The following is a 23,612-nucleotide window of genomic DNA, read 5'->3' as shown; positions in this document are numbered from 1 at the left end:
TTAAATTGCTAAAATTTTGGAGGTCAAAATGGAGAAACCAATCATGATTGCACTGGATTTTCCCTCAGTCAGTCAAGTTAATCAGTTTTTAGATCAATTTGAAGATCCAAGTCAGCTCACCGTTAAGATTGGCATGGAACTTTTTTATCAAGCTGGACCAGAAATTGTGAAACAAATTAAGCAACGCGGATGTGATATCTTTCTGGATTTGAAGCTGTTTGATATTCCCCATACGGTAGAAAAAGCGATGGAACAATTAGGAGCTTTAGGCGTTGATTACACAACCGTGCATACTTTAGGTGGCCAAGCCATGCTGGAAGCAGCCAAACGAGGCTTACAAACGGGAGCTCAGCGTTCTGGCTTAAAAGAACCACATCTACTAGGGGTCACAGAATTAACTTCGATTTCACAAGCAGTTTTAGCAAACGAACAAAATTGTAAATTACCCATGAACGAACAAGTCGTTGCGCTAGCTAAGTTAGCTAAGCAATCAGGGTGTGACGGGGTAATTACCTCAGCGTTAGAATTACCTGATTTAACGAAAGCCCTAGGACACGACTTTGAGTATGTAGTTCCCGGAATCAGAATGAAACAGGATGCGGTAGGTGACCAAAGTCGCGTTGCAACTCCCGCAACTGCAAAAGCAGACGGTGCTTTTGCGATTGTCGTGGGTCGACCAATTACCCAAAGTACAGATCCAATTGCGGCTTATGCCAGATATATCAAAGACTGGAACTTAAAATAGGAGAATAGTTATGCAAAACTTAGAAACGCAAATTTTACACCAACTCGTTGAAGATCGAATCGTACAGTTCAAATCAGAAGGCTACTTTGAATTTGCTAGCGGAATTAAATCACCAATTTACACTGATTTACGCTTGACGGTTTCTTACGTAGAACTTCGGAGCATGATTGCCGAAGCCTTAGCTAAGTTGATTAAAGCGCAATATCCAGAAGTAACTGTCATTGGGGGAGTGGCGACCGCCGGAATTCCCCATGCGGCAATTGTAGCTGATAAACTCGCTTTACCAATGGTCTACGTGCGTTCCAAACCCAAAGATCATGGAACGGGTAAACAAATTGAAGGTCGGATTGAAAAAGATGATCAAGTCGTCTTAATTGATGATTTGATTTCAACAGGTGGCAGTGTAATTCAAGCTGCTCAGGCTGTTCAACGGGAAGGTTTTCAAGTTGCCGGCGTGGTTTCTATTTTTTCTTATGGTTTTCCGGATGCAGAGCAAAACTTTAAAAAAGCTGGCTTTCCATTTAGTCCTTTAGTAACCTATGCCAAATTAATTGAAGAACTATACAAAACGAAACAAATTACGGAAAATAAATACAATTCCTTGAACCAATGGCACCAAGATCCTTGGAACTGGAAAGCAGAATAAAAGTTAAATTTCCCGGTGATTTAATTGCAATGTGAATTATTTCACGTTATAATGAACTTGTTAAAAAGAATAATATGGTTCATTAAAAAGAGGAGATTATTATGGTTAAAGCTGCGGTTGTTAGACCAGATTCAGATGGATATGTTGATATTAAAGACGTTACTTTACGTCCCATTCGCTCCAACGAAGCTTTAGTAAAAGTGGAATATTGTGGACTTTGTCACACAGATTTACACGTTGCCTCAGGTGATTTTGGTGAAGTTCCTGGTCGGATTATCGGACACGAAGGAGTTGGCCGGGTTACTCAAATCGGTGATAATGTGACTAACTTAAAGATTGGTGATCGAGTATCAATCGCTTGGTTCTACTCAGCTGACGGTACTTGTAAGTACTGTGTAACTGGTAATGAAACTCTTTGTCGTAACGTTAAAAATGCTGGATACACGGTTGATGGTGCTATGGCAGAAGAATGTATCGTGGATGCTAAGTACGCCGTTAAAGTTCCCGAAGGCCTTGATCCAGTTGAAGCAACTTCATTAACTTGTGCTGGTGTAACAACTTACAAAGCCCTTAAGATTGGGGATACTAAACCTGGTGAATGGACTCAAATCGTTGGTGCCGGTGGTTTAGGTAACTTGGGGGTTCAATTAGCTCACAACGTCTTTGGTGCTAAAGTAGTGGTTACTGATGGTGATCCTAAGAAACTGGAAGCCGCTAAAGAAAACGGTGCTGATTTAGTTGTTAACCGTCACGATGCGGATGCAACTGAACAAGTTATTAAAGGAACTAATGGTGGAGTTCACGATTTAATTGTAACGGCCGTTAGCGCCCAAGCCTTTACTAATGCTGTGAACGCTTTGGAACCCAATGGTACTTTAGTGGCCGTTGCGCTTCCTAAAGGTGACATGGCTCTTAATATTGATAAGACTGTTCTGGATGGAATTAAAGTTGCTGGTTCACTTGTAGGTACTCGTCAAGATTTACGGGAAACCTTTGACTTTGGTGCTCAAGGAAAAGTTAAACCAATCGTTAGAACTGACAAACTTGAAAACATTAATAAAGTAATCGACGAAATGAAAGCCGGTAAGATTGTGGGACGAGTTGTCTTTGATTTCACTGGTGACAAAGCTTAATTTAAAATCGTCTTTAGATAGGTAATGAAAAAAGCATTATGGATGTTTTTCCATGATGTTTTTTTGTTAAAACTAATTAACAATTTAAATTTATGTTTAAATATGAAGCGCTTGTTAAAATAATTGTGTTATCATTGACATATCTATACTAATTAAGAAAAGCTTAATTAGACGTTATACATAAGAGAGGAATGAATTATAATGAATTATATGGAAGATAAGTTTACTAAAGCACATAACCGTATGGCTATGGCAACCGGAGAAACTAAGACCAGAACCAAACTAAGCAAGTCAAAACATGGTTGGATTAAGATTGCAATGGGAATTACCTTTGCTTCAACCTCATTATTTTTAATGAGTGCTCCAACTTTTGCTGATGAAACTACTCCAACTACTACCAATCAAACTGCTACTGTTGCTCAACCAGAAGCACAACCTGCAGATCAAAATAATAACAACAACCAAGCAAGTCAAGGTGATGCGACAAAAGAAGCTAACAATGACGTGCTTACTTTAGCAGCTCAACCACAAAAGCAAGCTGATAATGATAATTCAGCTGCCGCTAATGCGCAAGCTGCACCACAAGCAACGGATGATGCAGCTCAACCAGCTAGCGATAATAAGGCAGCCGACACTAATCAAGCTGCTCAAGCTACGCAATTTACAGCGCAATCGGTTACATATACTGCTAACCAATCACAAGCAATTCGTGATGGAGCTAGCTTAGAATCTAATGTGGTTAATACTTTAGATCCTGGTGAATCAGTTAACTATGACAGTACAACTAACAATGAAGGTTATGAATGGTTACATTACATTAGCTATTCTGGAGACCCACATTATGTTGCTAAGTTAAATGACGATGCTCCAGCAGCTGCTAACAACCCAACCTCTAGTTATATTAGTCCAGATCACCAAGCTTTTATTAATCAATTAGCTCCTGGTGCTCAAGATACTTGGGACGAATACGGTGTGCTTCCTAGTGTTTCAATTGCACAAGCAATTGTTGAAAGTGCTTGGGGTCAATCTGCTCCTGGCAACAACCTTTATGGAATTAAGGGTGATTACAACGGGAACTCAACTTTGCAAAACACGCAAGAATATTACAATGGTCACTATGTAACCATTCAAGATCGTTTCCGTGCATATCCTGATTTTGCTACTAGTATTGAAGATCATGGTCGTTTCTTGGCCGTTAACTCACGTTATGCTAACTTGCTTTACAACCAAGACTACAACTATGTATGCCAAATGTTACAAGCTGATGGTTATGCCACTGATCCTAATTATTCCAATACCTTGACAAGTATCATTTCTTACAACAATTTAAATCGTTTTGATACTACCTTAGGTCAACCAAGCCAACCAGTTGAAAATAACACAAATAATAATGTCCCATCACCTGCTACTGATGATAATCAAGCAGCAAGTGACAGTACTACAACCCCTGCAACAGACAACAGTCAAGCAGCTAATGATACTACCCCAGCACCTGCTGACAATAATAATTCAGCAGCAACCAATGTTACTCCTGAATCAAATCCAGTGGTTAATAATGGGGTGCAAATCACTCCAGCCAGTGGTGCTTATACCGCTAACCAAACTCAACCAGTTCGGACTGGTGCAAGTACAACAGCTAGTGTAGCTGCTACCCTTGATCCAGGTGACACCATTTACTATGATGGAACAGCTAATAACGATGGTTATAACTGGATGCACTATATCAGCTATTCAGGTGAAGCTCACTGGGTTGCTGACGTAAACGATGTTAAGCAAGCTCAACCAGCTCCAGCACCTGCTACTCCAACGCAAACACCAAGTGCTGATAGCGTAATCACTCCAGCCAGTGGTGCTTATACTGCTAACCAAACTCAAGCAGTACGAATTGGTGCCAGTACTGATGCTGCTTCTGTAGCAACTTTAGATCCAGGTGACACCATTTATTACGATGGAACGCTTAACAATGATGGTTACAACTGGTTCCACTACATCAGTTACTCAGGGGATGCACATTGGGTTGCTGATTTAAATGATGCTCAACCAGCACCTGCTACTCCAACGCAAACACCAAGTGCTGATAGCGTAATTACTCCAGCAAGTGGTGCTTATACCGCTGACCAAACTCAAGCAGTTCGGACCGGTGCAAGTACAACAGCTAGTGTAGCTGCTACCCTTGATCCAGGTGATACCATTTACTACGATGGAACGACCCAAGCTGATGGTTATAACTGGTTCCACTACATTAGCTATTCTGGAGAAGCTCACTGGGTTGCTGATTTAAATGATGCTCAACCAACTGCACCAAGTGCTGATAGTGAATTCACTCCAGCCAGCGGTGCTTATACTGCTGATCAAAGTCAAGCAGTTCGGACTGGTGCAAGTACAACAGCTAGTGTAGCTGCTACCCTTGATCCAGGTGACACCATTTACTACGATGGAACGACCCAAGCTGATGGTTATACTTGGTACCATTACATCAGTTATTCTGGTGAAGCCCACTGGGTTGCTGAGTTAAACAATGCTCAACCAGCTGCACCAAGTAATACTGAGGGAATGTTTCCAGCTAGTGGTGCTTATACTGCTACCAACACACAGTATGTACGTGATGAAGCTAGTTTAAACGGTAATGTTTCGGTTGTCCTTGATCCAGGTGATACCATCTATTTTGATGGAACTAAGCAAGCCGATGGCTACACTTGGTTACATTACACTAGTTACTCTGGTCAATCACGTTGGATTGCCAAGTTAAACTTAGCATTTTAAAAGATTTAAATTAAAAAGAGACCCTGTGAGGGGTCTCTTTTTAGGTCATATAATAAAGGGGAATTTTAGAAAATGGCAAAACAGAATTACCACATTGAAATTCCAGCACAAGTTGTCAAACAAATTAAATTGAAACCAAACGAAAAATTAGACTTAAAAATTGAAAACAATGCGATTCGACTTGAAAAACAAGCGAACACCGAAGATACTGGATGGGATGTTTCTTATTGGTGGAGTTTAATCCCAGCGTTAGTTACGAGCGTGATTTTTTTCATGTTCTTTACGTTACGCAAAATCACCAACGTTAAATTTACTGGTAGTTATTCAATTGCTACGGCAACCATTATTCTAGGCATGTTTTCTGGTTTAATTCTTTTTTCGATTTTCTTTATTAAAGCACGGAACCAATCAGTCAATGCAATTTATCGAAACTTGTATTGGCGAAATTTTCCCACTATCATTTTGTCGTTTACAGCCATTCTGCTATTTGGTTTATTAGGGATTTTTTGGATTTTAGCTCGCGTTTTTATGGGAGCAACGTTTGGCATTTATACGGCAACTTTAATGTTTTTAGTTTTTCAACTGATTATTAATACGGTCATGATTTTACTAGCTCAAAATATTACCCCGACCATGTTAGTAGATGTGTTTGTCATCACAATCTTTGGTGGGGTCATGATTTCGATGCTCTCCAATAGTAACTTACAGTGGTGGAAGCATAATATTAGTTTTTTAGGGACGAACAAAGCCGTCGACAGTTGGCAATTTAATTTGACGTTTATCTTTGCGGCCTTGCTAATGATTGCCTTAATTGATTATTTGTTTGTTTCAATTAAGCCACTTCATCGGCCACTACTGCAAACTCAAATTTTACGTTTCTTATTAACCATGATGGCCATTAACGCACTGTGTGTTGGTTTGATTGCTAATAATCGCCAAATCCCTTGGATGCATCTCTGGCACGACATTTGTGCTTGGTCGATGGCGTTAGATGTCATTATTTTAATTGGGGGAATTAAATGGCTTTGGCCGGGAATTTCCCAGAATTTTCTGAAAATTTCTAATACTTTAGGAGGCTTAATCCTCCTAGCGAGTTTTTTATTTAAAGGAGCGCACTATTTTTCCTTAACGGCTTATGAAATCTTTGCTTCGGCTCTGGCTTTCTCCTGGATTATGATGTTATTTCAGTATATTTTGAAACAAATTAATTGGGGAACCCATGAGTTTGTGGTGGAAGTGAAACAAGATTGATGAAAATTAAAAGTGAGAGCCGTATACTCTAATTGAGGTGATCTTATGAATTTAAATTTAGAATCAACCGTTAAATTAAATAACGGTGTTGACATGCCCCGTTTAGGCTTAGGGGTTTGGCGTAGTGATAACGCAACGGCTTCACAATCGGTTCGTTGGGCTTTAAAACACGGCTACAAAGCGATTGATACCGCTAAACAATACGGAAATGAAGCTGGTGTTGGTGACGGACTTACTAAAGGTCTAGCCGAAAATGGCTTGAAACGAGAAGATGTCTTCTTAACCACGAAGATTTTTAACGGTGATGAAGGCTATGATTCCACGATTGCTGCTTTTGCGGGACAATTAAAACGTCTTCAAACTAGTTACGTTGATTTAGTTTTAATTCATTGGCCTGTTACTGGTAAATATAACGAAACTTGGCGCGCCTTAGAAGATCTTTACCGGGATGGTAAGATTCGGGCAATTGGGGTTTCAAACTTTGATATTCAAAGACTCCGTGATTTAATGAAACACGCTTCGATCAAACCAGTGCTTAACCAAATGGAATTTAATCCTTTGGAACAAGAAACTGATATTAAAGATTACTGTGATCGGCATAATATTCAACTAGAAGCTTGGTCACCACTTGGTCATGGTGACGCGCTTAATAATCCTCAAATTAAAAAGCTTGCTGATCAGTATCACAAGACGACTGCGCAAGTGATTATTCGGTGGGAATTGCAACGGGGAATTAATACGATTCCTAAATCAACCCACGAAGAATTTATCAAAGAAAATGCGAATGTTTATGATTTTGCGTTGTCAGATGCTGACATGAACTTAATTAATAGCTTGAATTTAGATAAACGGTCAATTTGGTATGGTGACTTCCAATGGAGTGGTAATCCAGATGGTGGTGCCGATAGCGTTGATCAATGGGAAAAATAAATAACGAAAGTCACTCTTAGTGGGGTGACTTTTTGTTTGGGTTTAATCAAAAGCTAATTTCTGTTAAAATGGAAAGTAAACAAAACGGAGGAAGCTAAAATGATTATTGAAGTACTAAAAGATGGTTTTAAGACTGTCAAGGAACACAAATGGGCCATTTTAGGAATGTGGTTACCATCATTTATCGTGGGTTTATTTGCAAACGGATTTTCTAATGGAGGTTCACTTACCGCAGCAGTAAGGAATATCAATTATGATCCTATGGCCGTATTAAATACGCTTCAAGCTTCATTTTTGATGATGCTGTTGATTTCAATTTTAGTTAATTTATTTACAGTATCCTTACAAATGGGACTTTTTCAATCAGACCAAGACGGTAAATTTGAATTTAAGAATGCCTTTGTCGCCTTTAAAGGTTTAACGTGGGTTTCTGTAATTGGAATTTCCTTTTTAGTTGGCTTAATTGGTTTGATTATTTTCCTACTATTTAGTGCTATTGGTGGGGCTTTTGTACTTGCTGGAATTACAGAACAAAATTCCTTTTTCTTTGCAATTGCCGCAGCAGTGGGCTTAATCGGTGTAGCAGTTTATGCTTACATTGCTTTAGGTTTATACTTTGTCTTTCTAACTTATTATGCAGATACTAAAGACTTAGATAATGGGCTTTTTAAAGCCTTCCCTGAAACTTGGAAATTAATGAAGGGTCACCGTTACCAATTATTAGGGTTAGTTGTTTTACAAGCCCTTATGTTATTGGCTGCAGTTGCAATCTTTACTTTATTAGTAGTAATGGTAGCTTGGTTAGTATCCTTGATTCATGTCACTGGCTTAGCTGTGGCACTTTCAATTATCTTAGGAATTTTGATTTTTGTTGCTGGACTAGTAGTCTTCTTGTTCTTCGAATTCTGGTTTACCATGGATGGAATCAAGTTTTTTGAAAGACTTAAATAATTAAAAATAAAAATCACCTGCTGAGGTGATTTTTTTTGGAGGGAATTATTATGAAAAATAATCAAGATTGGGCACCAACAACTGCCGAATATTACCATCGGTTAAAACAAATTTCACCTAATTATGATGTTACTAACTTTAAACGCAATGACGATAATCTGTTAGTGAATAAAAAATCATTGGCCGTTGAAGATAGCCTAGATAGTTACACGATTAACTTTGACAAGAGCCGGCATGGTCATCACGTTGCACGTAGTTTAGCCACTGAACGAGCTAAGAACGATACCTCGTCACCAGAAGCCCAAAAGGCGTTAGCAGAACGTGAATTAAATGGTTGTTATGACTTAGATCTTTCATATAACGTGGTTAAAAGTGAAATTGACATCAATGATGCCATTTTATACCAATATGATTTTAAAAACGAAGCCGTCAAGAAACCAGCATTTATTTATTTTCATGGGGGTAACTTCTATGGAAATACGCCAGATAATACTGAAAACTTTGGCAAAAAATTAGCAGAATTGACTCAAGGGTTGGTCTTTAACGTTGACTATCCCCGGACCCCAGAAGCCGATGTTGATGCTTTGACTAAGGCCGCTTGGCATGCCGTGGAATACGTGGCTACTCATGCAGAAGCATTACACGTTGATCCCAAACGGATATTTGTAACTGGTGATAGCGCGGGTGGAAACATTGCGGCCGTTATGAGCAACTTTGATGTCCAAAAAGAAACTGGCTACATTAGTGGGCAAGTTTTAATTTATCCAATGCTTGATGTCGAAAATGTACCAACTAAGCAAAAATTGCCTAGCATGGATGAATTTGGGGTTCAGTTAATTGAAAAGATGGATGATGAAAATATTGCTTCACTAGCAACTTTAAAAGCGATTTATCCCGGCAAACATCAAATGAGTGACGCAATTATCTCCCCAATTAACAGTAGCGAGGTGGACCTAGCAAAAGCACCTCGGACCATGGTAGTTGCGGCCGAATATGATTGCTTAACTCCGCAAGGTTACACATATGCCAAAAGTGTCGCAAAAACGCATAATGATGTTGATTACATTTGGTATGCTGGCATGATGCATGGATTCGTTACTAGAATGGGAATTATCCCCCAAGCTGAAGACTTAGCTCGGGAAATGGCATTGTGGGCTAAGCGTTAGAATTTTAATTAATGATTGAGATTGTGTTAGAATTAAATTGTTACGTAAGTTTAATATTAAATAATGGAGTGAATAATTATGGCTGAAAAAGCAAACAAAGAACAAATTTTTGATGAAATTAAAGAAATCGTAGTTGACCAAACTGATCTTGACGCAAGCAAAATTACAATGGACGCTAACTTCAAAGAAAACTTGGAATTAGATAGTCTTGATGTTTTTGAAATCGTGGATGCGCTTGAAGACAAATACGATATCGAAATTGACGGTGACGATGGCATGGCAACGGTTCAAGATTTAGTTGATTACGTTGCAAAACAAATCGACGCTAAATAATTTTTTAGGGGAGGATTCACACTTGTTAAAATTTAAAAGTGGAAGACTCACTGATTTACAATATCAACCTTATTACCAAGAATTAGGGATTGAAGCACACCCCAAGCAACAACAAACTGTGGTTGGTAAAATATTATTAGCCAAGTTGTTGGAATTGCCAGAAAAGACCTTTTTAGCTGGTGATGAAATTGCCGAAGGGGAACATGGTAAGCCTTATTTTAAGAACCGTAGTGAGTACTTTAACATTTCTCATTCGGCTAATTTGGTAACCGTGGCCATTTCTGATCAACCAATTGGAATTGATATTGAAAAGCTTAAACCGAAACAACTGGAAAAATTAAGTCATGCTTTTACGGTAGGTGAAATTGCTTATTTGAATAAGTTACATGATCCCCGAAAATCAGAACAAATTTTACGGTTGTGGACGATTAAAGAAGCGGTTTTAAAGGAATTAGGCTTAGGCTTAGTTAGTAAACCGAAATCGATCGAAGTTGCTTTACCCCGAATGGATTATGCAACGCGAGCCGGTGAAAAATTCAAAATTGACTTTTTAGGTATTGATCACGAATATATTGGGACCATGGCCACTAAAGTTAAGTAAATTAAAAGACGATTATTACTGAAATTCAGTAGTAATCGTCTTTTTGTTTTATATTTTAACGTTTATGCGTTTGTTCACGATCAGGGCCAACTGAATACCAGTCAATTGGTACATTAACTAGTTCTTCAACGGTCTTAATGTAGTTTTGAGCATTTTCTGGAAGTTTAGCAAAAGTATCACACTTCGTGGTGTTAACTTTCCAGCCAGGAAGTTCCTGATAAACAGGCTTACATTGGGCTAAAACATCTAGGTTAGCAGGGTAGAAATCAATGATTTTACCGTCTAACTCGTAACCAGTACAGACCTTGATGGTATCTAAGCCATCTAAAACGTCGACACAGTTCATGGCTAAGCTAGTTAAACCAGAAACCCGAGCAGCGTGTTTAAGGGCTACAGCATCAAGCCAACCGATTCGACGGGGACGTTTGGTAACCGTGCCGTATTCGTGAGCAGTTTCGCGAATATAATCGCCAACTTCGTTTAGTTGTTCAGTTGGGAAAGGTCCTTCACCAACTCTGGAAGTGTAAGCTTTGCAAACTCCGATGACGTCGGTGATTTTAGTAGGGCCAATTCCAGCACCAACGGCAGCACCACCCGCAACAGGGTTTGAAGAAGTTACGTAAGGATAAGTTCCATGATCGATATCGAGCATAATTCCTTGCGCACCTTCAAATAAAATGTTCTTGCCGTCTGCTTTGTTGAGTAAGTCAGAGGTATCAATCACGTATTTTTTCATTCGTTGTCCGTATTCTTTGTATTCTTCGTACATTGAATCAAAGTCTAAGGGTTCAACTTCGTATAATTTAGTTAATAATTCATTTTTTTGGCGCAACGTTTCTTTTAAAACTTTTTTGAGGGTTTCTGGGTAGATTAAATCTGCGACCCGAATTCCAACTCGCGCAATTTTATCCATGTAGGTGGGACCAATTCCCTTTTTGGTAGTTCCAATCTTATTAGTCCGACTCTTTTCGCTAAGTTCATCTAATAAAATGTGGTATGGCATAATTACTTGCGCACGTGAAGAAATACGAAGGTTATCAGTTGGTACTTGGTTGTCATTTAAGTATTTCATTTCGCGAAAAAGTGCTTTCGGGTTTAAAACGACTCCGTTACCAATCATGGCAATTTTATCAGAGTAAAAAATCCCTGAAGGAAGGAGTTGAAGACTAAACTTTTGATCGTTAAAAACGATGGTGTGTCCGGCGTTATCGCCACCTTGATAACGAGCGATGATGTCGGAATCTTTACTTAAGTAATCAACAATCTTACCTTTTCCTTCATCGCCCCATTGACTACCAACTACAACTGTAACTGACATATTGTGCACCTCACATTAATCCCAATTTATTTTTGAACCACAGTTATTTTAGCAATCATCATTAAGAAATTCAAGGGCTAGGATAAAATTGGTAAAAATAAAGTTCGGATTTGTTTCTTATCTATAATATAGGCGATATTTATCTGGTTTGATTGACAAAAAAGACGAACAATAGGAAAATGAAAATATTAATAAATAAATTTGGTGAATAAAAAATAATTAGAGAGGAATCATTAATGACAGAAGCTTATCGAATTGAAAGTGATACTTTAGGGGACGTTAAGGTTCCCAAATCGGCTCTTTGGGGGGCCCAAACCGAACGGAGTCGCCATAATTTTCCTACGGGACCATTGATGCCAGTGTTAGTCATTAGAGCACTCATCAACATTAAATTAGCAGCTGCGAAAGTAAACGCCGCTGAGGGTGAGTTAGAACAGCATCGGGCAGATTTAATTGAACAAGCAGCCACCCGTTTATTAAAATTATCAGATCAAGCGTTAATGAAAGACTTTCCGTTACACGTTTACCAAACGGGTTCGGGAACGCAAACCAACATGAACGTGAACGAAGTCTTGGCCCATGTCGCTAATCAAATTGATCCAACGGCAAAAATCTTGCCAAATGATGACGTCAATCATTCCCAAAGTTCCAACGATACTTTTCCCACGGCCATGAATATCGCAGGCTTGGAAGCGGTACAACAATTATTACCTGAATTAGAACGATTAATTGCAGTTTTTGATAAACTTTCTCAAAAATATTGGGATGTCGTTAAAATTGGGCGAACTCATCTGCAAGATGCCACCCCGTTAACCTTTGGTCAAGAGCTTTCGGGTTGGTCGAGTACTTTAAAACATGACGTTTCCTTCATTAAAATGAACGCGGATGGATTATTAGGCTTACCAATCGGGGGTACGGCGGTCGGAACCGGGCTTAATGCTGCAGCTGGTTTTGATCAAGCGATGGTTAAAACCTTAGGCAAGATTTATGGAGAAAACTATCAAGTTGAAAATAAATTTTATGGTTTAGCAGCCCATACGGCCCTTACCAATACGCATGGAGCAATTAGTACGCTGGCAACTGATCTAATGAAAATTTCAAACGATATTCGTTTCTTAGCCAGTGGTCCACGGGCTGGTTACGGGGAAATCAGCATTCCCGCTAACGAACCAGGTTCATCAATTATGCCCGGAAAAGTTAATCCAACGCAAACTGAAGCGATGACTATGGCGGCTACTCGGATTATGGGGAATAACACCACGATTGAAGTGGCTAACAGTCAAGGGAACTTTGAAATGAACGTTTATAAACCCGTCATGATTGCGACCTTCATTGAATCAGTAGAACTCTTAGTAGGGTTATTGCCCAACTATACTGATAAGCTAGTAGCCGGAATTACGGTTAATGAGCAAAAAATGCAGCAATTAGTCGATGAATCATTAATGACGGTCACGGCTTTATCACCGCACATTGGATACCACAAAGCGGCAGAAATTGCTCAATTAGCCATGAGAAAGGGACTTAATCTACGGGAAGCAGCCCTTCAATCTGGTTTTTTGAGTGATGCAGAGTTTGCTAAATGGGTCAATCCTTTACAAATGACCAATAATGAACGTTAATTAGCACAGAAAAAAAGGCCTCGACATGGTTGTCGTGGTCTTTTAATTTGGTTTTATTTTTGTGAAGTTGCGTTATTATCATTAGCTTTAGGCTGGTTTTTCTTTGGTAATTCTCCAGCTTTGTCACGTTTAACTAATTCAGCAATCAACATTCGGTATTGGGTCCGGTATTCGTTGTAAGCCTTTTGTGATGCTTTCATGTTGTGTTCAGTATCTTGAATTTTTCGCAATAATTCTTGGTTAGTGTAACCAGCCAAATGCATTTGGAAATCTAACGTTGAGTTGTAGGCATTTGACAAAGAGTTATATCCCGATTTAGTGGCACTAGTAACCACGTTTGCCAAGGACTTGAAGGAAGGTTGTTCACTAAGATCATTGATGTAATCCATGGTTGGCGTACTAATACTTCGATCCCAGTATGAAATTAAAGGACCAGCGAAGAAGGCCACGATGATTGATGCAAATCCAATTGGACCACCAGCAAGCAAAGCAGCGATTAAGAAACAAATATCTTGACCAACTCGGGCCGTTTTATATTTAATGTGAAAACGACTAGAAATAATGGGGGCAATCGCATCGTAAGGTGCAACTCCCAAACTAGGTGCCATGTAAAGCGAACTACCTGCGGTAAACATCAATAATCCTAAGATTAAGTCAGCAATTAAAACTAACACGGTAACTTTTCCTGGGAAGATAACATGATAAAGGGATGCGAACCATTGAATTTCGAATCCAACTAGAACCATGTTCATGATTGTTCCAATTCCAATCTTCTTACGATCAAGTAAAAAGACAAAGATGAAGATTAAGAAGTTAGCCGCTAATTGGTAGGCTCCCAAAGTTCCTAGCGGTGGGAAAATGGTTTTAAATTTGGCAGCCATCCCAACGTTCAAGGCCGTAAATGGATCAAGCCCTAAAATTGGTGAAGCTTTTAATAAAGAAGCACCCATCGATAAGATGGCAATTCCAATAAATGACATTAAAGTTCGAAGCGAAACATTAACAACTTTACCCCAGCCAGACAGGTTTTGAGTTACCTCTGCTTCACTCGGTTGTGAGCTTGTATTTTCCATAATTAATTCAATTCCTTTCATAAAGAAACAAAAGATAATAATTGTATTATAGCACATTCACGAACTTCCGAAGATTTGTTGATAATTTGTAAAAGAAAACATGCTAAAATCAAACAACTATATTATAATAATGATTAAGTAAGTTGGAAATTTTAGAATAGAAGGTAATGTTTATGAAATTTTTAGCACTAGGCAAAAAAGAAATCAAAGCCCTAAATAAATGGCGGATCCGTGAAGCACGTATAAGTCGGTTACATCGGTTAATGCATCTGGGAAAAGAAACGACTTTAAGATTATCTGAAAGCCAAATTCAACTATTTATGCAAACCAAACTAAAATATTAATAATTTTGCAGAAAAACGAAGTTTCAATTGCTGAGCTTCGTTTTTTGTATAGGCATAATTCATACTGACTTTGTTACGCTTTGATACATTTGTAACAACCGCTCTCATTACGCCGTAATCCTTGCTATGTAAGGTGTTTACCTTAATGTTACAAACATGTTTCAGACATAAAATTGGTAAAATTAGCAAAAATTGATGAAAATTAGAGTGTTAAGTAAACGAAGAAAATTTTAGAGGTGAAATTATGGCTGTAATGAATGCAAAAGAAATCATGGATTTAATTCCAAACCGTTATCCAATTTTATTTATTGATCGGGTTGATGAAATGGTACCGGGTGAATCAATTGTTGCTACCAAGAACGTTACAATTAATGAAGAATACTTCCAAGGGCATTTTCCTGGTAACCCAGTAATGCCTGGAGTTTTGATTATTGAATCAATGGCTCAAGTAGCTTCAATCCTAATCCTCAAATCCCCACAATTCGAAAACAAAACTGCTTATTTAGGTAGTATTAAAAATGCTAAATTCAGACGGATGGTTGAACCAGGCGATGTGTTAACTTTCAAAGTTACGATGGATAAAGTTCGCGATCGTACTGGCTCAGTTTCATGTGTCGCTTACGTTGGTGACGAAAAATGTTGTGAAACTAAATTAACTTTTATCGTTGATAAAAACGAAAGAACAAAATAGTTATGAGTAGCTTTAGAATTAAAGCAATTGCGAAGTCAGTTCCGGAAAAAGTAGTTACTAATGAAGATTTAACGAAAATCATGGACACTTCGGATGAATGGATTAAGCGCCGGACCGGAATTGCACAACGCTACATTGCGACCACGGAAAGTAATACTTCCATGTGTGTAGATGTCGCTGAGCAATTGGTGAAAAAAGCGGGGATTGCAGTTAGTCAAATTGACTATATCATCGTCGCGACGATGTCCGGTGATTACCAAACACCTTCAACGGCGGCTAGCGTGCAAGGTGCCATTGGAGCAAATAACGCTATTGCTTTTGATATTGATGCGGCTTGTTCTGGTTTTGTTTATGGTAGCTCAGTCATGAATGCTTTGTTAGCTGGTAAAAAGGGTAGCATCGGAATCGTGATTGGTGGCGAAAAATTAAGTCGGTTAGTTGATTGGCAAGATCGTGGTACCGCCGTTCTGTTTGGCGACGGAGCTGCGGGGATTTTAGTCCAAAACGACGGTAGTGATTCCCAGATTTTGGGTGAAAGCCTCAGTACCTTTGGGGAAGCTGGAATGAGCTTAACCGCGGGACATCAGGTGGGTCAAAATCCGTTTGGTGAAAATCATGATCAAGCTGATCCGTTTTTTCACATGGATGGGCATGCCGTGTATAACTTTGCGACCAAGCGAGCTCCAGAATCAATTGAACAAGCTGTTGCAGCAGCGGGACTAAAACTCAGCGACATTAAATACTTTGTGATGCATCAAGCTAATGAAAGAATTGTCAAACGGGTCGCGAAAAAGTTATCATTATCAATGAACCATTTTCCAGTGAACATCAATCACTACGGAAATACGGCGGCAGCAAGTGAGCCCATTTTAATGGCGGAACTCGCCGAACAAGGAAAGCTACAACGCGGCGACTACCTTGCTTTAACCGGCTTTGGTGGGGGCTTAACCGTAGGAACCATTATTATTAAATATTAAAAACTTACATTATTAGGAGAATTATTATGAGTGAAGATAACCAAACCCAAATTTTAGCAAAGATTAAAGACGTAGTTGCAGATCAATTAGATGACGTGAACGTTGACGAAATTCAATTAAGCACTAACTTAAAAGATGGTTTAGACTTAGACAGTTTAGATATTTTTGAAATCGTGGATGCTTTAGAAGACGAATACGATATCGAAATTGATGGTGACGAAGGAATCGAAACGGTGCAACAATTAGTTGATTACGTACAAAAGCAAATTAACGAAAAATAATTCGGAGATTAAGCATTAATGAGAAAAATTGGTTATTTATTTAGTGGGCAAGGAAGTCAGTTTGCCAACATGGGCGCTGATCTTTATCAAAGTGAACCAGCTTATCGACAAGCAATTGACGAAGCTGCTGCTGTGTTAGAAATTGATTTAACTAATCCTGAAATTATGGATGATCCCCAAAACGTGCAGATAGCAATTTTAGCAATGAGCTTTGGAATTTACCAAACGATTGCGAAAGACTTACCGCAAGCAGAAGTGATGGCTGGGCTTAGTTTAGGGGAATATAGTGCTTTAGTGGCTAGCGGAGCCCTTGATTATAAGACAGCAATCGCCTTAGTTAAAGATCGTTCCCAGTATATGGATCAAGCCGGGACGAATCATCCTGGTTCAATGGCGGCCATTTTAAAATTAGATCCAGAAAAAGTTGCCCAAGTTTGTCAGTCAATTTCAGGAGCTTATCCTGCTAATTACAATACAGCAACGCAAACGGTAATTGGGGGAACTGCTACTGGGGTATCCCAAGCTAGCGAAGCCCTTAAAACGGCTGGTGCTAAACGGGTAGTTCCGCTTAAAGTAGCGGTCGCTTCCCATACTCCATTAATGCAGGAAGCTAGTGATAGATTAGCTCGCCGGTTGACGGAAGTTTCCTTTAATCAATTTAAAGTTCCGGTAATCAGTAATACAACCGCTGAACCATTTAGTGCTGATAATGTCAAAACAACCTTAAAAGAGCAGCTAATTAAGCCAACTCATTTTGCAGCTGACCTAGCTTATATGAAAGCACATTTTAACGTTGATACTTTAATTGAAATTGGGCCTGGCGATACGCTTAGCAAATTTGCTAAAAAGACTTTAAAAGGCATTGAAACCTATCACATTGACAACGTTGCAACTTTAAACGAAGTTCGTACTGCACTAGAGACGGAGGCTTAATCATGACAGATGAAAAACAAATTGTATTAGTAACTGGTGGAACTAAGGGAATTGGACTTGCGACTGCCAAACGATTAGCCACTAATCCGGCCAATTTGGTGGTGGTTAATTCACATCGGGATTTAGATGACGCTGCGCAAGCAGAATTACAGGAACAATTTACCAATCCGGTAAAGATTGTGCCTGGTGATGTGGCTAAAGAAGAAGATGCCAAACGAATGATTGACGATTTAGTTGAAGAATTCGGACACATCGATGTCTTAGTTAACAATGCCGGAATGACTCAGGATAAGCTCATGACCAGAATGACGGAAACCTCATTTAAGGACGTGCTTAACACAAACTTAGTGGGAACTTTCAACATGTCAAAATTTGCATTGAAAACCATGCAAAAGAAACGTTCTGGCGTAATCATTAACATGTCTAGTATTGCGGGAACCCATGGAAACGTTGGTCAAGCTAATTATTCAGCTAGTAAAGCGGGGATTATTGGCTTGACCAAGACAACTGCTCAAGAAGGTTCGTTACGTGGGGTTCGTTGCAATGCGATTGCACCAGGAATGATTAAGACTGCAATGACTGATAAATTAAGCGATAAAATTATTAAACAATGGGAAGGACAAATTCCCCTTCATCGTTTTGGGGATGCAGAAAACATTGCCCAAACCGTTGAATTTTTGGTAGAAAATAACTACATCACGGGCCAAGTGATTACCGTTGATGGTGGACTTACCATGTAATTTAGTTTTCTAAAGGAGGAAACAAATGAGTAACAGAGTTGTTGTAACAGGAATCGGTGCTGTGTCTCCAATCGGAAATACTGCTGACGATTTTATTAAAAATATGTTAGATTCAAAGGTTGGAATTGCTCCAATTACTAAATTTGATGCTTCGGAAACTGGAATTACAGTAGCTGGGGAAGTGAAAGACTTTACCCCATCAGATCGTCTTTCCAAAAAAGATTACAAGCGACTTGACCTTTACGCCCAATACGCTCTTTACACTGCCAAAGAAGCCATGGACCAAGCGGGCTTAGTGGAAGGTGAAAATTACCAACCAGAAGACCTAGGGGTAATCTATGGAACGGGAATTGGTGGCATTCAAACCATTGAAGAACAAGTAATTAAAGCTCACGAAAAAGGTCCACGGCGGGTTTCTCCATTATTTGTGCCTAAAGCAATCTCAAATATGGCTGCCGGAAACATTTCGATGTACTTTGATGCTAAAAATACTTCACAAGCAATTGTAACTGCTTGTGCCTCAGGGACTAACGCCGTTGGAAATGCCTTTGAATTTATCAAACAAGGGAAAGCAAAAGTGATGATTACCGGTGGTTCAGAAGCCGCCGTGACTAACATGGGAATTGCGGGATTTGCGGCCTTAACTGCCTTATCAGAAGCGACTGATCCGGAAGCAGCTTCAATGCCATTTGACGTTGACCGTAATGGATTCGTGTTAGGGGAAGGTGCAGGAACTTTGGTACTGGAAGATTACGACCATGCTAAAGCTCGGGGCGCTAAAATTCTTGCTGAAGTAGTTGGTTATGGAACTACCAGTGATGCCTATCATTTAACTGCTCCAGATCCTGAAGGTAAGGGTGCCATCATGGCGATGAAACAAGCCGTGGACGAAGCGGGAATTGGCACGGATGAACTTGATTACGTTAATGCTCACGGTACGGCTACCCATGCTAATGATGCCGGTGAAAGTGCTGCGATTGGTAATTTATTTGCTGATAATGACCATCTCAAGACTAGTTCAATCAAAGGAATGATTGGTCACTCCCTTGGGGCTGCTGGTGGATTAGAAGCCGTAGCTCTAGTAGGAGCTTTAGAAAATGGTCAAATGCCTGTGAACGTCGGGATGAAAAACAAAGATCCAGAAGTTAAAATTGATTTAGTTAATGACGATAACAAACAAGCTCCCATCAAAACGGCCATTAGTAATTCATTTGGTTTTGGGGGACACAATGCCGTCATTGCAATGAGAAAGTGGGAAGATAATTAATGAATGAAGCTGACATCGAACGCTTACTTGAAAAATTTGATCAGTCCGGTTTACAAGAATTAAAGATTGATGGTAACGGTGTTGACGTTTATTTTAGTAAGTTATCTAACAAAAATGAGCCAACTGCTGCAGTAAGCACTGCCTCACAGCCAACTGAGGCAGCTAAACCAGTTAATTCAAGTGAAAATTATAAATTAAAAGCCTCTATGGTCGGATTAGTTTATTTTGCTCCGGGACCTGATAAACCAGCCTACAAAGAAGTTGGTGATCACGTTAAGCAAGGTGAAACAATTTGTGCAATTGAAGCCATGAAGTTAATTAATGAAGTTAAAAGCCCAGTCACGGGAACCGTTGTTAAACGCTTAGTTAGTGACGGAGAAATGGTCGAATTTGATCAACCAATGTTTGAAATCAAGGAGGACTAAAATGGATTATAAAGTAAGTGATTTTATCCCCCAACGTTACCCCTTTGAAATGATTGATAAAATTATCGATGTGCAACCGGGAAAGTCTGCCGAAGCAGTCAAAAACCTTTCAGTCAATGAATGGTTTTTTTCGAATGGAAACCAATTTAGTTTGCCCCATCCGATTATTGTAGAAGCTTTGGCGCAAACTGGTGTGGTAGCGATTTTATCAATGCCAGAACACAAGAGAAAAAACGTCTTTTTTGGTGGCATTAAAAATGCTGATTTCAAAGCTGGTATGCATCCTGGTGATGTTCTTCATTTACAGGTGGAATTGACCAAACTGAAACGTAACATTGGTGTCGGTCATGCTGAAGTGCTTCGTGATGGGGAAGTTATTGTTGATGCTAATTTGATGTTTGCGATTGAATAGGTGAGTAGATGTTTAAAAAAGTATTAATTGCTAATCGTGGTGAAATCGCAGTGCAAACGATTCGAGCATTACATGAATTAAATATTAAAGCAGTAGCAGTTTATTCAACGGCAGATGCTGATAGTTTGTTTGTCAAAATGGCAGATGAAACGGTTTGTATTGGAAGCGGGCAGCCAACGGATTCCTATTTAAAAATGGGAGCAGTACTTGATGCGGCAGCTTTAACGGCTTCCGATGCGATTTTTCCGGGATATGGCTTTTTATCAGAAAACAGTGAATTTGCAGAACTTTGCCAAGAATATGGGATTAAGTTCATTGGACCATCAGCTGAAGTAATTGATTTAATGGGAAACAAGTCAAATGCTAAAGCGACGATGAAAAAATTAGGCGTTCCGACAATCCCAGGATCAGACGGTTACGTTCAAGATTTAGCTGAAGCCCTACGAATTGCCAATCAAATTGGCTATCCAGTGATGCTAAAGGCCGCTGCTGGTGGTGGAGGCAAGGGAATTCGCCAAGTGGATAACGACGATGAATTACGGAAAGCTTATGAAGAAACCAAGCGAGAAATTAAGCTGTCGTATGGTGATGACCATCTTTATTTAGAAAAAGATTTATCAGATTCAAAACACATTGAAATGCAAGCAATTGCAGATCAACAAGGTCACGTCGTTTATTTCCCAGAACGGGATTGTTCCTTACAACGCAATCACCAAAAAATTATGGAAGAATCACCTTGTCCTGAAATCTCTCCTGAAGAACGAGAACAGATGGGAGCAGTGGTCGTGAACGCCATGAAAGGAATTCATTACGAAAATACGGGAACATTTGAATTCTTAATGGATCGTGATCACAATTTTTATTTCATGGAAATGAATACGCGTTTGCAAGTTGAACACACGATTACCGAAGAAGTCGCCGGGGTGGAATTAATCAAAGCGATGATTATGGTTGCTGCAGGACAAGACCTACCTTTTAATCAAGCTGATTGTCAGGCAAAGGGTTATGCGCTTGAATGTCGAATTAATGCGGAAGATCCGGCGCAAGCGTTTCGACCAACGCCCGGTACGATTGAATTTGTCCATTTTCCCTTTGGAACTAAGGGCGTTCGGATTGACTCGGGAGTTGAAACGGGCAGTAAAATTTCACCCTTTTATGATTCAATGATTGCTAAAATTATTGTACATATGCCCACTAAAAAAGCTGCAGTAGCTAAAATGTTACGGGCTTTACAAGAATTTGAAATTAAGGGTGTAAAAACCAACCGAGAATTTTTAGTTGATTTATTACAAGATCAGCATTTCTTGGATGGGGACTTTAATAACCTCTACGTTGAAAATCATTTTTTGAAAGATTGGGTGAAGCATCATGATAAATAACGATGGAAAGCCTACACCACAAGAGTTACAAAAACGCATGGATGATATCCCAGACGTATGGCTTAAATGTCCGGTCTGTGGTCATGCCATTTATAAAAAACACATTAACGAATATCGCACTTGTCCAGAATGTCATTACGGCTTTCGCCTAGGGGCCCAAGCTCGCATTGACATGGTATGTGATGATTTTGCGCCACTAAATTTAGACATTAAAGCAGCCGATAAATTCGATGACCCAAAATACTTAGAAAAATTAGCCAAAGCTCGTAAAGTAACTGGCTTAAATGAAGGGGTGCTTTCGGGGATTGGAACGATTAACGGTCACCGAGCTGCCATTGGAGTAATGGATTGGCGTTTTATTATGGGAAGTTTAGGAACCGCCACGGGTGAAATTATTGCGCGTTTGTTTGAAAAAGCGACTGAGCTTCATTTACCAGTGATTTTATTCACGGCTTCTGGTGGGGCCCGGATGCAAGAAGGAATTGAATCTTTAATGCAAATGGCCAAAGTTTCTGAAGCAGTCGCTAAACATAGTCAAGCCGGTTTGTTATACATTAGTTATCTTTGTGATCCCACCACTGGTGGAGTGACGGCCAGTTTTGCGATGCAAGGGGATTTGATTTTATCAGAACCCCATACGTTGATTGGTTTTGCCGGGCGGCGTGTGATTGAACGTACGATTCAACAAAATCCACCCAAAGATTTCCAACGAGCCGAAACGTTATTAAAACACGGTTTTTTAGATGCGATTGTTAAACGAGAAGACATGAAAGCAACCCTTAGTAAAGTGCTCGCACTTCATGAAGGCGGTGACCAAAATGACTAATAAAACAGCTTTTGAACGTGTTTTAGATGCCCGTTCTAAAGACAAGATTAAGATTAAAACCTTAGTTAATGGGATTACTGATAATTTTATCGAGTTACACGGTGATCGGGCTTATGGTGACGATGAAGCGGTTTATGCTGGGATTGGTTCGTTAAACTGCCAACCGGTGACTATCATTGGAATTCGGAAGGGTGACGATGAAGTTTCGGATGCGGAGGTTCACTTTGGCTCTGCTGAACCAGACGGATATCGCAAAGCACTACGGTTAATGAAACAAGCCGAAAAATTCAACCGTCCGGTGATTACGTTAATTAATACGCCAGGGGCTTATCCAGATGTGGAGGCGGAATATCACGGGCAGGGTTACATGATTTCCCAATTGATTTTACAAGGGATGCAACTCAAAGTTCCATATATTTCGGTAATTGTCGGTGAAGGTGGTAGTGGTGGAGCGCTAGCACTGGCCGTTGGTGATTGTGTCTGGGCGTTTGAAAATAGTATTTATTCAATTCTTTCACCTGAAGGCTATGCCACGATCCTGTGGAAAGATTCGAGTCGGGCCCAAGAAGCGGCGGAAGTCATGAAATTAACGCCAGCTGATTTAATTAAACAGGGAATTATTGATAAAATTATTCCAGAAGTGCAAACTTCTACTGAAATTAAGCAGTTCAAAACCCAATTATTTGATAAAATAGAAGAGTTAAAAGCAATGCCAGAAGCAGAAATGCTCACAAAGCGATTTGCGCGTTATCGTAAATTTTAAACATTAACTAACTAATGTAATCTCATTAGTTAGTTTTGTGTCTTG

The 23,612-nt window shown here is 39.5% G+C and carries 25 protein-coding genes; 23 read left to right on the top strand and 2 right to left on the bottom strand.

Translation table 11 applies throughout. The features are described 5' to 3' along the window. Nucleotides 1-28: 28 nt before the first annotated feature. The 10 genes from pyrF (at nt 29) to ACEPSS_RS01080 (ending at nt 10,519) form a co-directional block, all read left to right on the top strand. Entirely contained in the window at nt 29-745 is a 717-nt protein-coding gene (pyrF, locus tag ACEPSS_RS01125; protein WP_395319413.1) for an orotidine-5'-phosphate decarboxylase, read from the top strand. Nucleotides 746-755: 10 nt separating this feature from the next. After that, the gene (pyrE, locus tag ACEPSS_RS01120; protein ID WP_395319411.1) at nt 756-1,391 is read left to right on the top strand and encodes an orotate phosphoribosyltransferase; all 636 of its coding nucleotides are present in this window, start codon (nt 756-758) and stop codon (nt 1,389-1,391) included. Nucleotides 1,392-1,492: 101 nt separating this feature from the next. Continuing rightward, the gene (gene adhP, locus ACEPSS_RS01115; protein ID WP_395319409.1) at nt 1,493-2,524 is read left to right on the top strand and encodes an alcohol dehydrogenase AdhP; all 1,032 of its coding nucleotides are present in this window, start codon (nt 1,493-1,495) and stop codon (nt 2,522-2,524) included. Nucleotides 2,525-2,725: 201 nt separating this feature from the next. Further along, on the top strand, nt 2,726-5,287 hold the full coding sequence (locus ACEPSS_RS01110) for an SH3 domain-containing protein (RefSeq protein ID WP_395319407.1): 2,562 nt from the start codon (nt 2,726-2,728) through the stop codon (nt 5,285-5,287). 72 nt (nt 5,288-5,359) lie between these two features. Next, nucleotides 5,360-6,538 carry a DUF998 domain-containing protein gene (locus ACEPSS_RS01105; RefSeq protein WP_395319405.1) on the top strand — a complete coding sequence of 393 codons (1,179 nt, stop codon included), beginning with the start codon at nt 5,360-5,362 and terminating at the stop codon, nt 6,536-6,538. Between the two features lie 45 nt (nt 6,539-6,583). After that, on the top strand, nt 6,584-7,468 hold the full coding sequence (locus ACEPSS_RS01100) for an aldo/keto reductase (protein ID WP_395319403.1): 885 nt from the start codon (nt 6,584-6,586) through the stop codon (nt 7,466-7,468). Between the two features lie 99 nt (nt 7,469-7,567). Further along, the gene (locus tag ACEPSS_RS01095; RefSeq protein WP_395319401.1) at nt 7,568-8,419 is read left to right on the top strand and encodes a hypothetical protein; all 852 of its coding nucleotides are present in this window, start codon (nt 7,568-7,570) and stop codon (nt 8,417-8,419) included. 50 nt (nt 8,420-8,469) lie between these two features. Beyond that, a complete protein-coding gene (locus ACEPSS_RS01090; RefSeq protein WP_395319399.1) occupies nt 8,470-9,585 on the top strand; it encodes an alpha/beta hydrolase in 1,116 nt (371 codons plus the stop codon). A 78-nt stretch (nt 9,586-9,663) separates the two neighbouring features. Beyond that, nucleotides 9,664-9,918: an acyl carrier protein gene (locus ACEPSS_RS01085; protein ID WP_395319397.1), complete on the top strand. Its 255-nt coding sequence runs from the start codon at nt 9,664-9,666 to the stop codon at nt 9,916-9,918. A gap of 22 nt (nt 9,919-9,940) precedes the next feature. Further along, on the top strand, nt 9,941-10,519 hold the full coding sequence (locus tag ACEPSS_RS01080) for a 4'-phosphopantetheinyl transferase family protein (protein ID WP_395319395.1): 579 nt from the start codon (nt 9,941-9,943) through the stop codon (nt 10,517-10,519). Nucleotides 10,520-10,574: 55 nt separating this feature from the next. Here ACEPSS_RS01080 and ACEPSS_RS01075 read toward each other — a convergent pair whose 3' ends face one another. Then, nucleotides 10,575-11,837, bottom strand: coding sequence for an adenylosuccinate synthase (locus ACEPSS_RS01075; RefSeq protein ID WP_395319393.1), 1,263 nt, complete (start codon nt 11,835-11,837; stop codon nt 10,575-10,577). 236 nt (nt 11,838-12,073) lie between these two features. Between ACEPSS_RS01075 and ACEPSS_RS01070 the strand changes: the two genes are divergently transcribed. Further along, nucleotides 12,074-13,456: a class II fumarate hydratase gene (locus ACEPSS_RS01070; RefSeq protein WP_395319391.1), complete on the top strand. Its 1,383-nt coding sequence runs from the start codon at nt 12,074-12,076 to the stop codon at nt 13,454-13,456. Between the two features lie 53 nt (nt 13,457-13,509). On the opposite strand, the gene ACEPSS_RS01065 is transcribed toward ACEPSS_RS01070, so the two are convergent. Beyond that, a complete protein-coding gene (locus ACEPSS_RS01065) occupies nt 13,510-14,586 on the bottom strand; it encodes a YczE/YyaS/YitT family protein (RefSeq protein WP_395319389.1) in 1,077 nt (358 codons plus the stop codon). Nucleotides 14,587-14,702: 116 nt separating this feature from the next. Here ACEPSS_RS01065 and ACEPSS_RS01060 point away from each other — a divergent pair, with 116 nt between their 5' ends. The 12 genes from ACEPSS_RS01060 (at nt 14,703) to accA (ending at nt 23,567) form a co-directional block, all read left to right on the top strand. Further along, nucleotides 14,703-14,873, top strand: coding sequence for a hypothetical protein (locus ACEPSS_RS01060; protein ID WP_395319387.1), 171 nt, complete (start codon nt 14,703-14,705; stop codon nt 14,871-14,873). 244 nt (nt 14,874-15,117) lie between these two features. Further along, nucleotides 15,118-15,564, top strand: coding sequence for a 3-hydroxyacyl-ACP dehydratase FabZ (gene fabZ, locus ACEPSS_RS01055; RefSeq protein WP_395319385.1), 447 nt, complete (start codon nt 15,118-15,120; stop codon nt 15,562-15,564). Then, nucleotides 15,561-16,541 carry a beta-ketoacyl-ACP synthase III gene (locus tag ACEPSS_RS01050; RefSeq protein WP_395320441.1) on the top strand — a complete coding sequence of 327 codons (981 nt, stop codon included), beginning with the start codon at nt 15,561-15,563 and terminating at the stop codon, nt 16,539-16,541. The genes fabZ and ACEPSS_RS01050 overlap by 4 nt, the downstream gene beginning before the upstream one ends. Before the next feature lie 26 nt (nt 16,542-16,567). Beyond that, the gene (locus ACEPSS_RS01045; RefSeq protein WP_395319383.1) at nt 16,568-16,822 is read left to right on the top strand and encodes an acyl carrier protein; all 255 of its coding nucleotides are present in this window, start codon (nt 16,568-16,570) and stop codon (nt 16,820-16,822) included. Nucleotides 16,823-16,840: 18 nt separating this feature from the next. Further along, the gene (locus tag ACEPSS_RS01040; RefSeq protein ID WP_395319381.1) at nt 16,841-17,755 is read left to right on the top strand and encodes an ACP S-malonyltransferase; all 915 of its coding nucleotides are present in this window, start codon (nt 16,841-16,843) and stop codon (nt 17,753-17,755) included. A 2-nt stretch (nt 17,756-17,757) separates the two neighbouring features. Continuing rightward, the gene (fabG, locus tag ACEPSS_RS01035; RefSeq protein ID WP_395319379.1) at nt 17,758-18,495 is read left to right on the top strand and encodes a 3-oxoacyl-ACP reductase FabG; all 738 of its coding nucleotides are present in this window, start codon (nt 17,758-17,760) and stop codon (nt 18,493-18,495) included. Nucleotides 18,496-18,520: 25 nt separating this feature from the next. After that, nucleotides 18,521-19,762: a beta-ketoacyl-ACP synthase II gene (gene fabF / locus ACEPSS_RS01030; protein ID WP_395319378.1), complete on the top strand. Its 1,242-nt coding sequence runs from the start codon at nt 18,521-18,523 to the stop codon at nt 19,760-19,762. Next, nucleotides 19,762-20,187 (top strand): acetyl-CoA carboxylase biotin carboxyl carrier protein, encoded by a 426-nt coding sequence (locus ACEPSS_RS01025; RefSeq protein WP_395319377.1) that lies wholly within the window; start codon nt 19,762-19,764, stop codon nt 20,185-20,187. Before fabF ends, ACEPSS_RS01025 begins: the two co-directional genes overlap by 1 nt. 1 nt (nt 20,188) lies before the next feature. Next, the gene (locus ACEPSS_RS01020) at nt 20,189-20,599 is read left to right on the top strand and encodes a 3-hydroxyacyl-ACP dehydratase FabZ family protein (RefSeq protein WP_395319376.1); all 411 of its coding nucleotides are present in this window, start codon (nt 20,189-20,191) and stop codon (nt 20,597-20,599) included. A gap of 8 nt (nt 20,600-20,607) precedes the next feature. Continuing rightward, entirely contained in the window at nt 20,608-21,978 is a 1,371-nt protein-coding gene (locus ACEPSS_RS01015; protein WP_395319374.1) for an acetyl-CoA carboxylase biotin carboxylase subunit, read from the top strand. Further along, complete coding sequence (locus ACEPSS_RS01010; RefSeq protein ID WP_395319373.1) at nt 21,968-22,804, top strand: acetyl-CoA carboxylase carboxyltransferase subunit beta; 837 nt, start codon at nt 21,968-21,970, stop codon at nt 22,802-22,804. Before ACEPSS_RS01015 ends, ACEPSS_RS01010 begins: the two co-directional genes overlap by 11 nt. Continuing rightward, nucleotides 22,797-23,567 carry a carboxyltransferase subunit alpha gene (gene accA, locus ACEPSS_RS01005; protein WP_395319371.1) on the top strand — a complete coding sequence of 257 codons (771 nt, stop codon included), beginning with the start codon at nt 22,797-22,799 and terminating at the stop codon, nt 23,565-23,567. Before ACEPSS_RS01010 ends, accA begins: the two co-directional genes overlap by 8 nt. The last annotated feature ends 45 nt before the right edge of the window (nt 23,568-23,612 follow it).

It is taken from the genome of Fructilactobacillus frigidiflavus (genome assembly GCF_044054575.1).
Taxonomy (GTDB): Bacteria; Bacillota; Bacilli; order Lactobacillales; family Lactobacillaceae; genus Fructilactobacillus; species Fructilactobacillus frigidiflavus.
The sequence above is the reverse complement of the archived record's forward strand: the minus strand, read 5'-3'. Positions and strand labels throughout refer to the sequence as shown.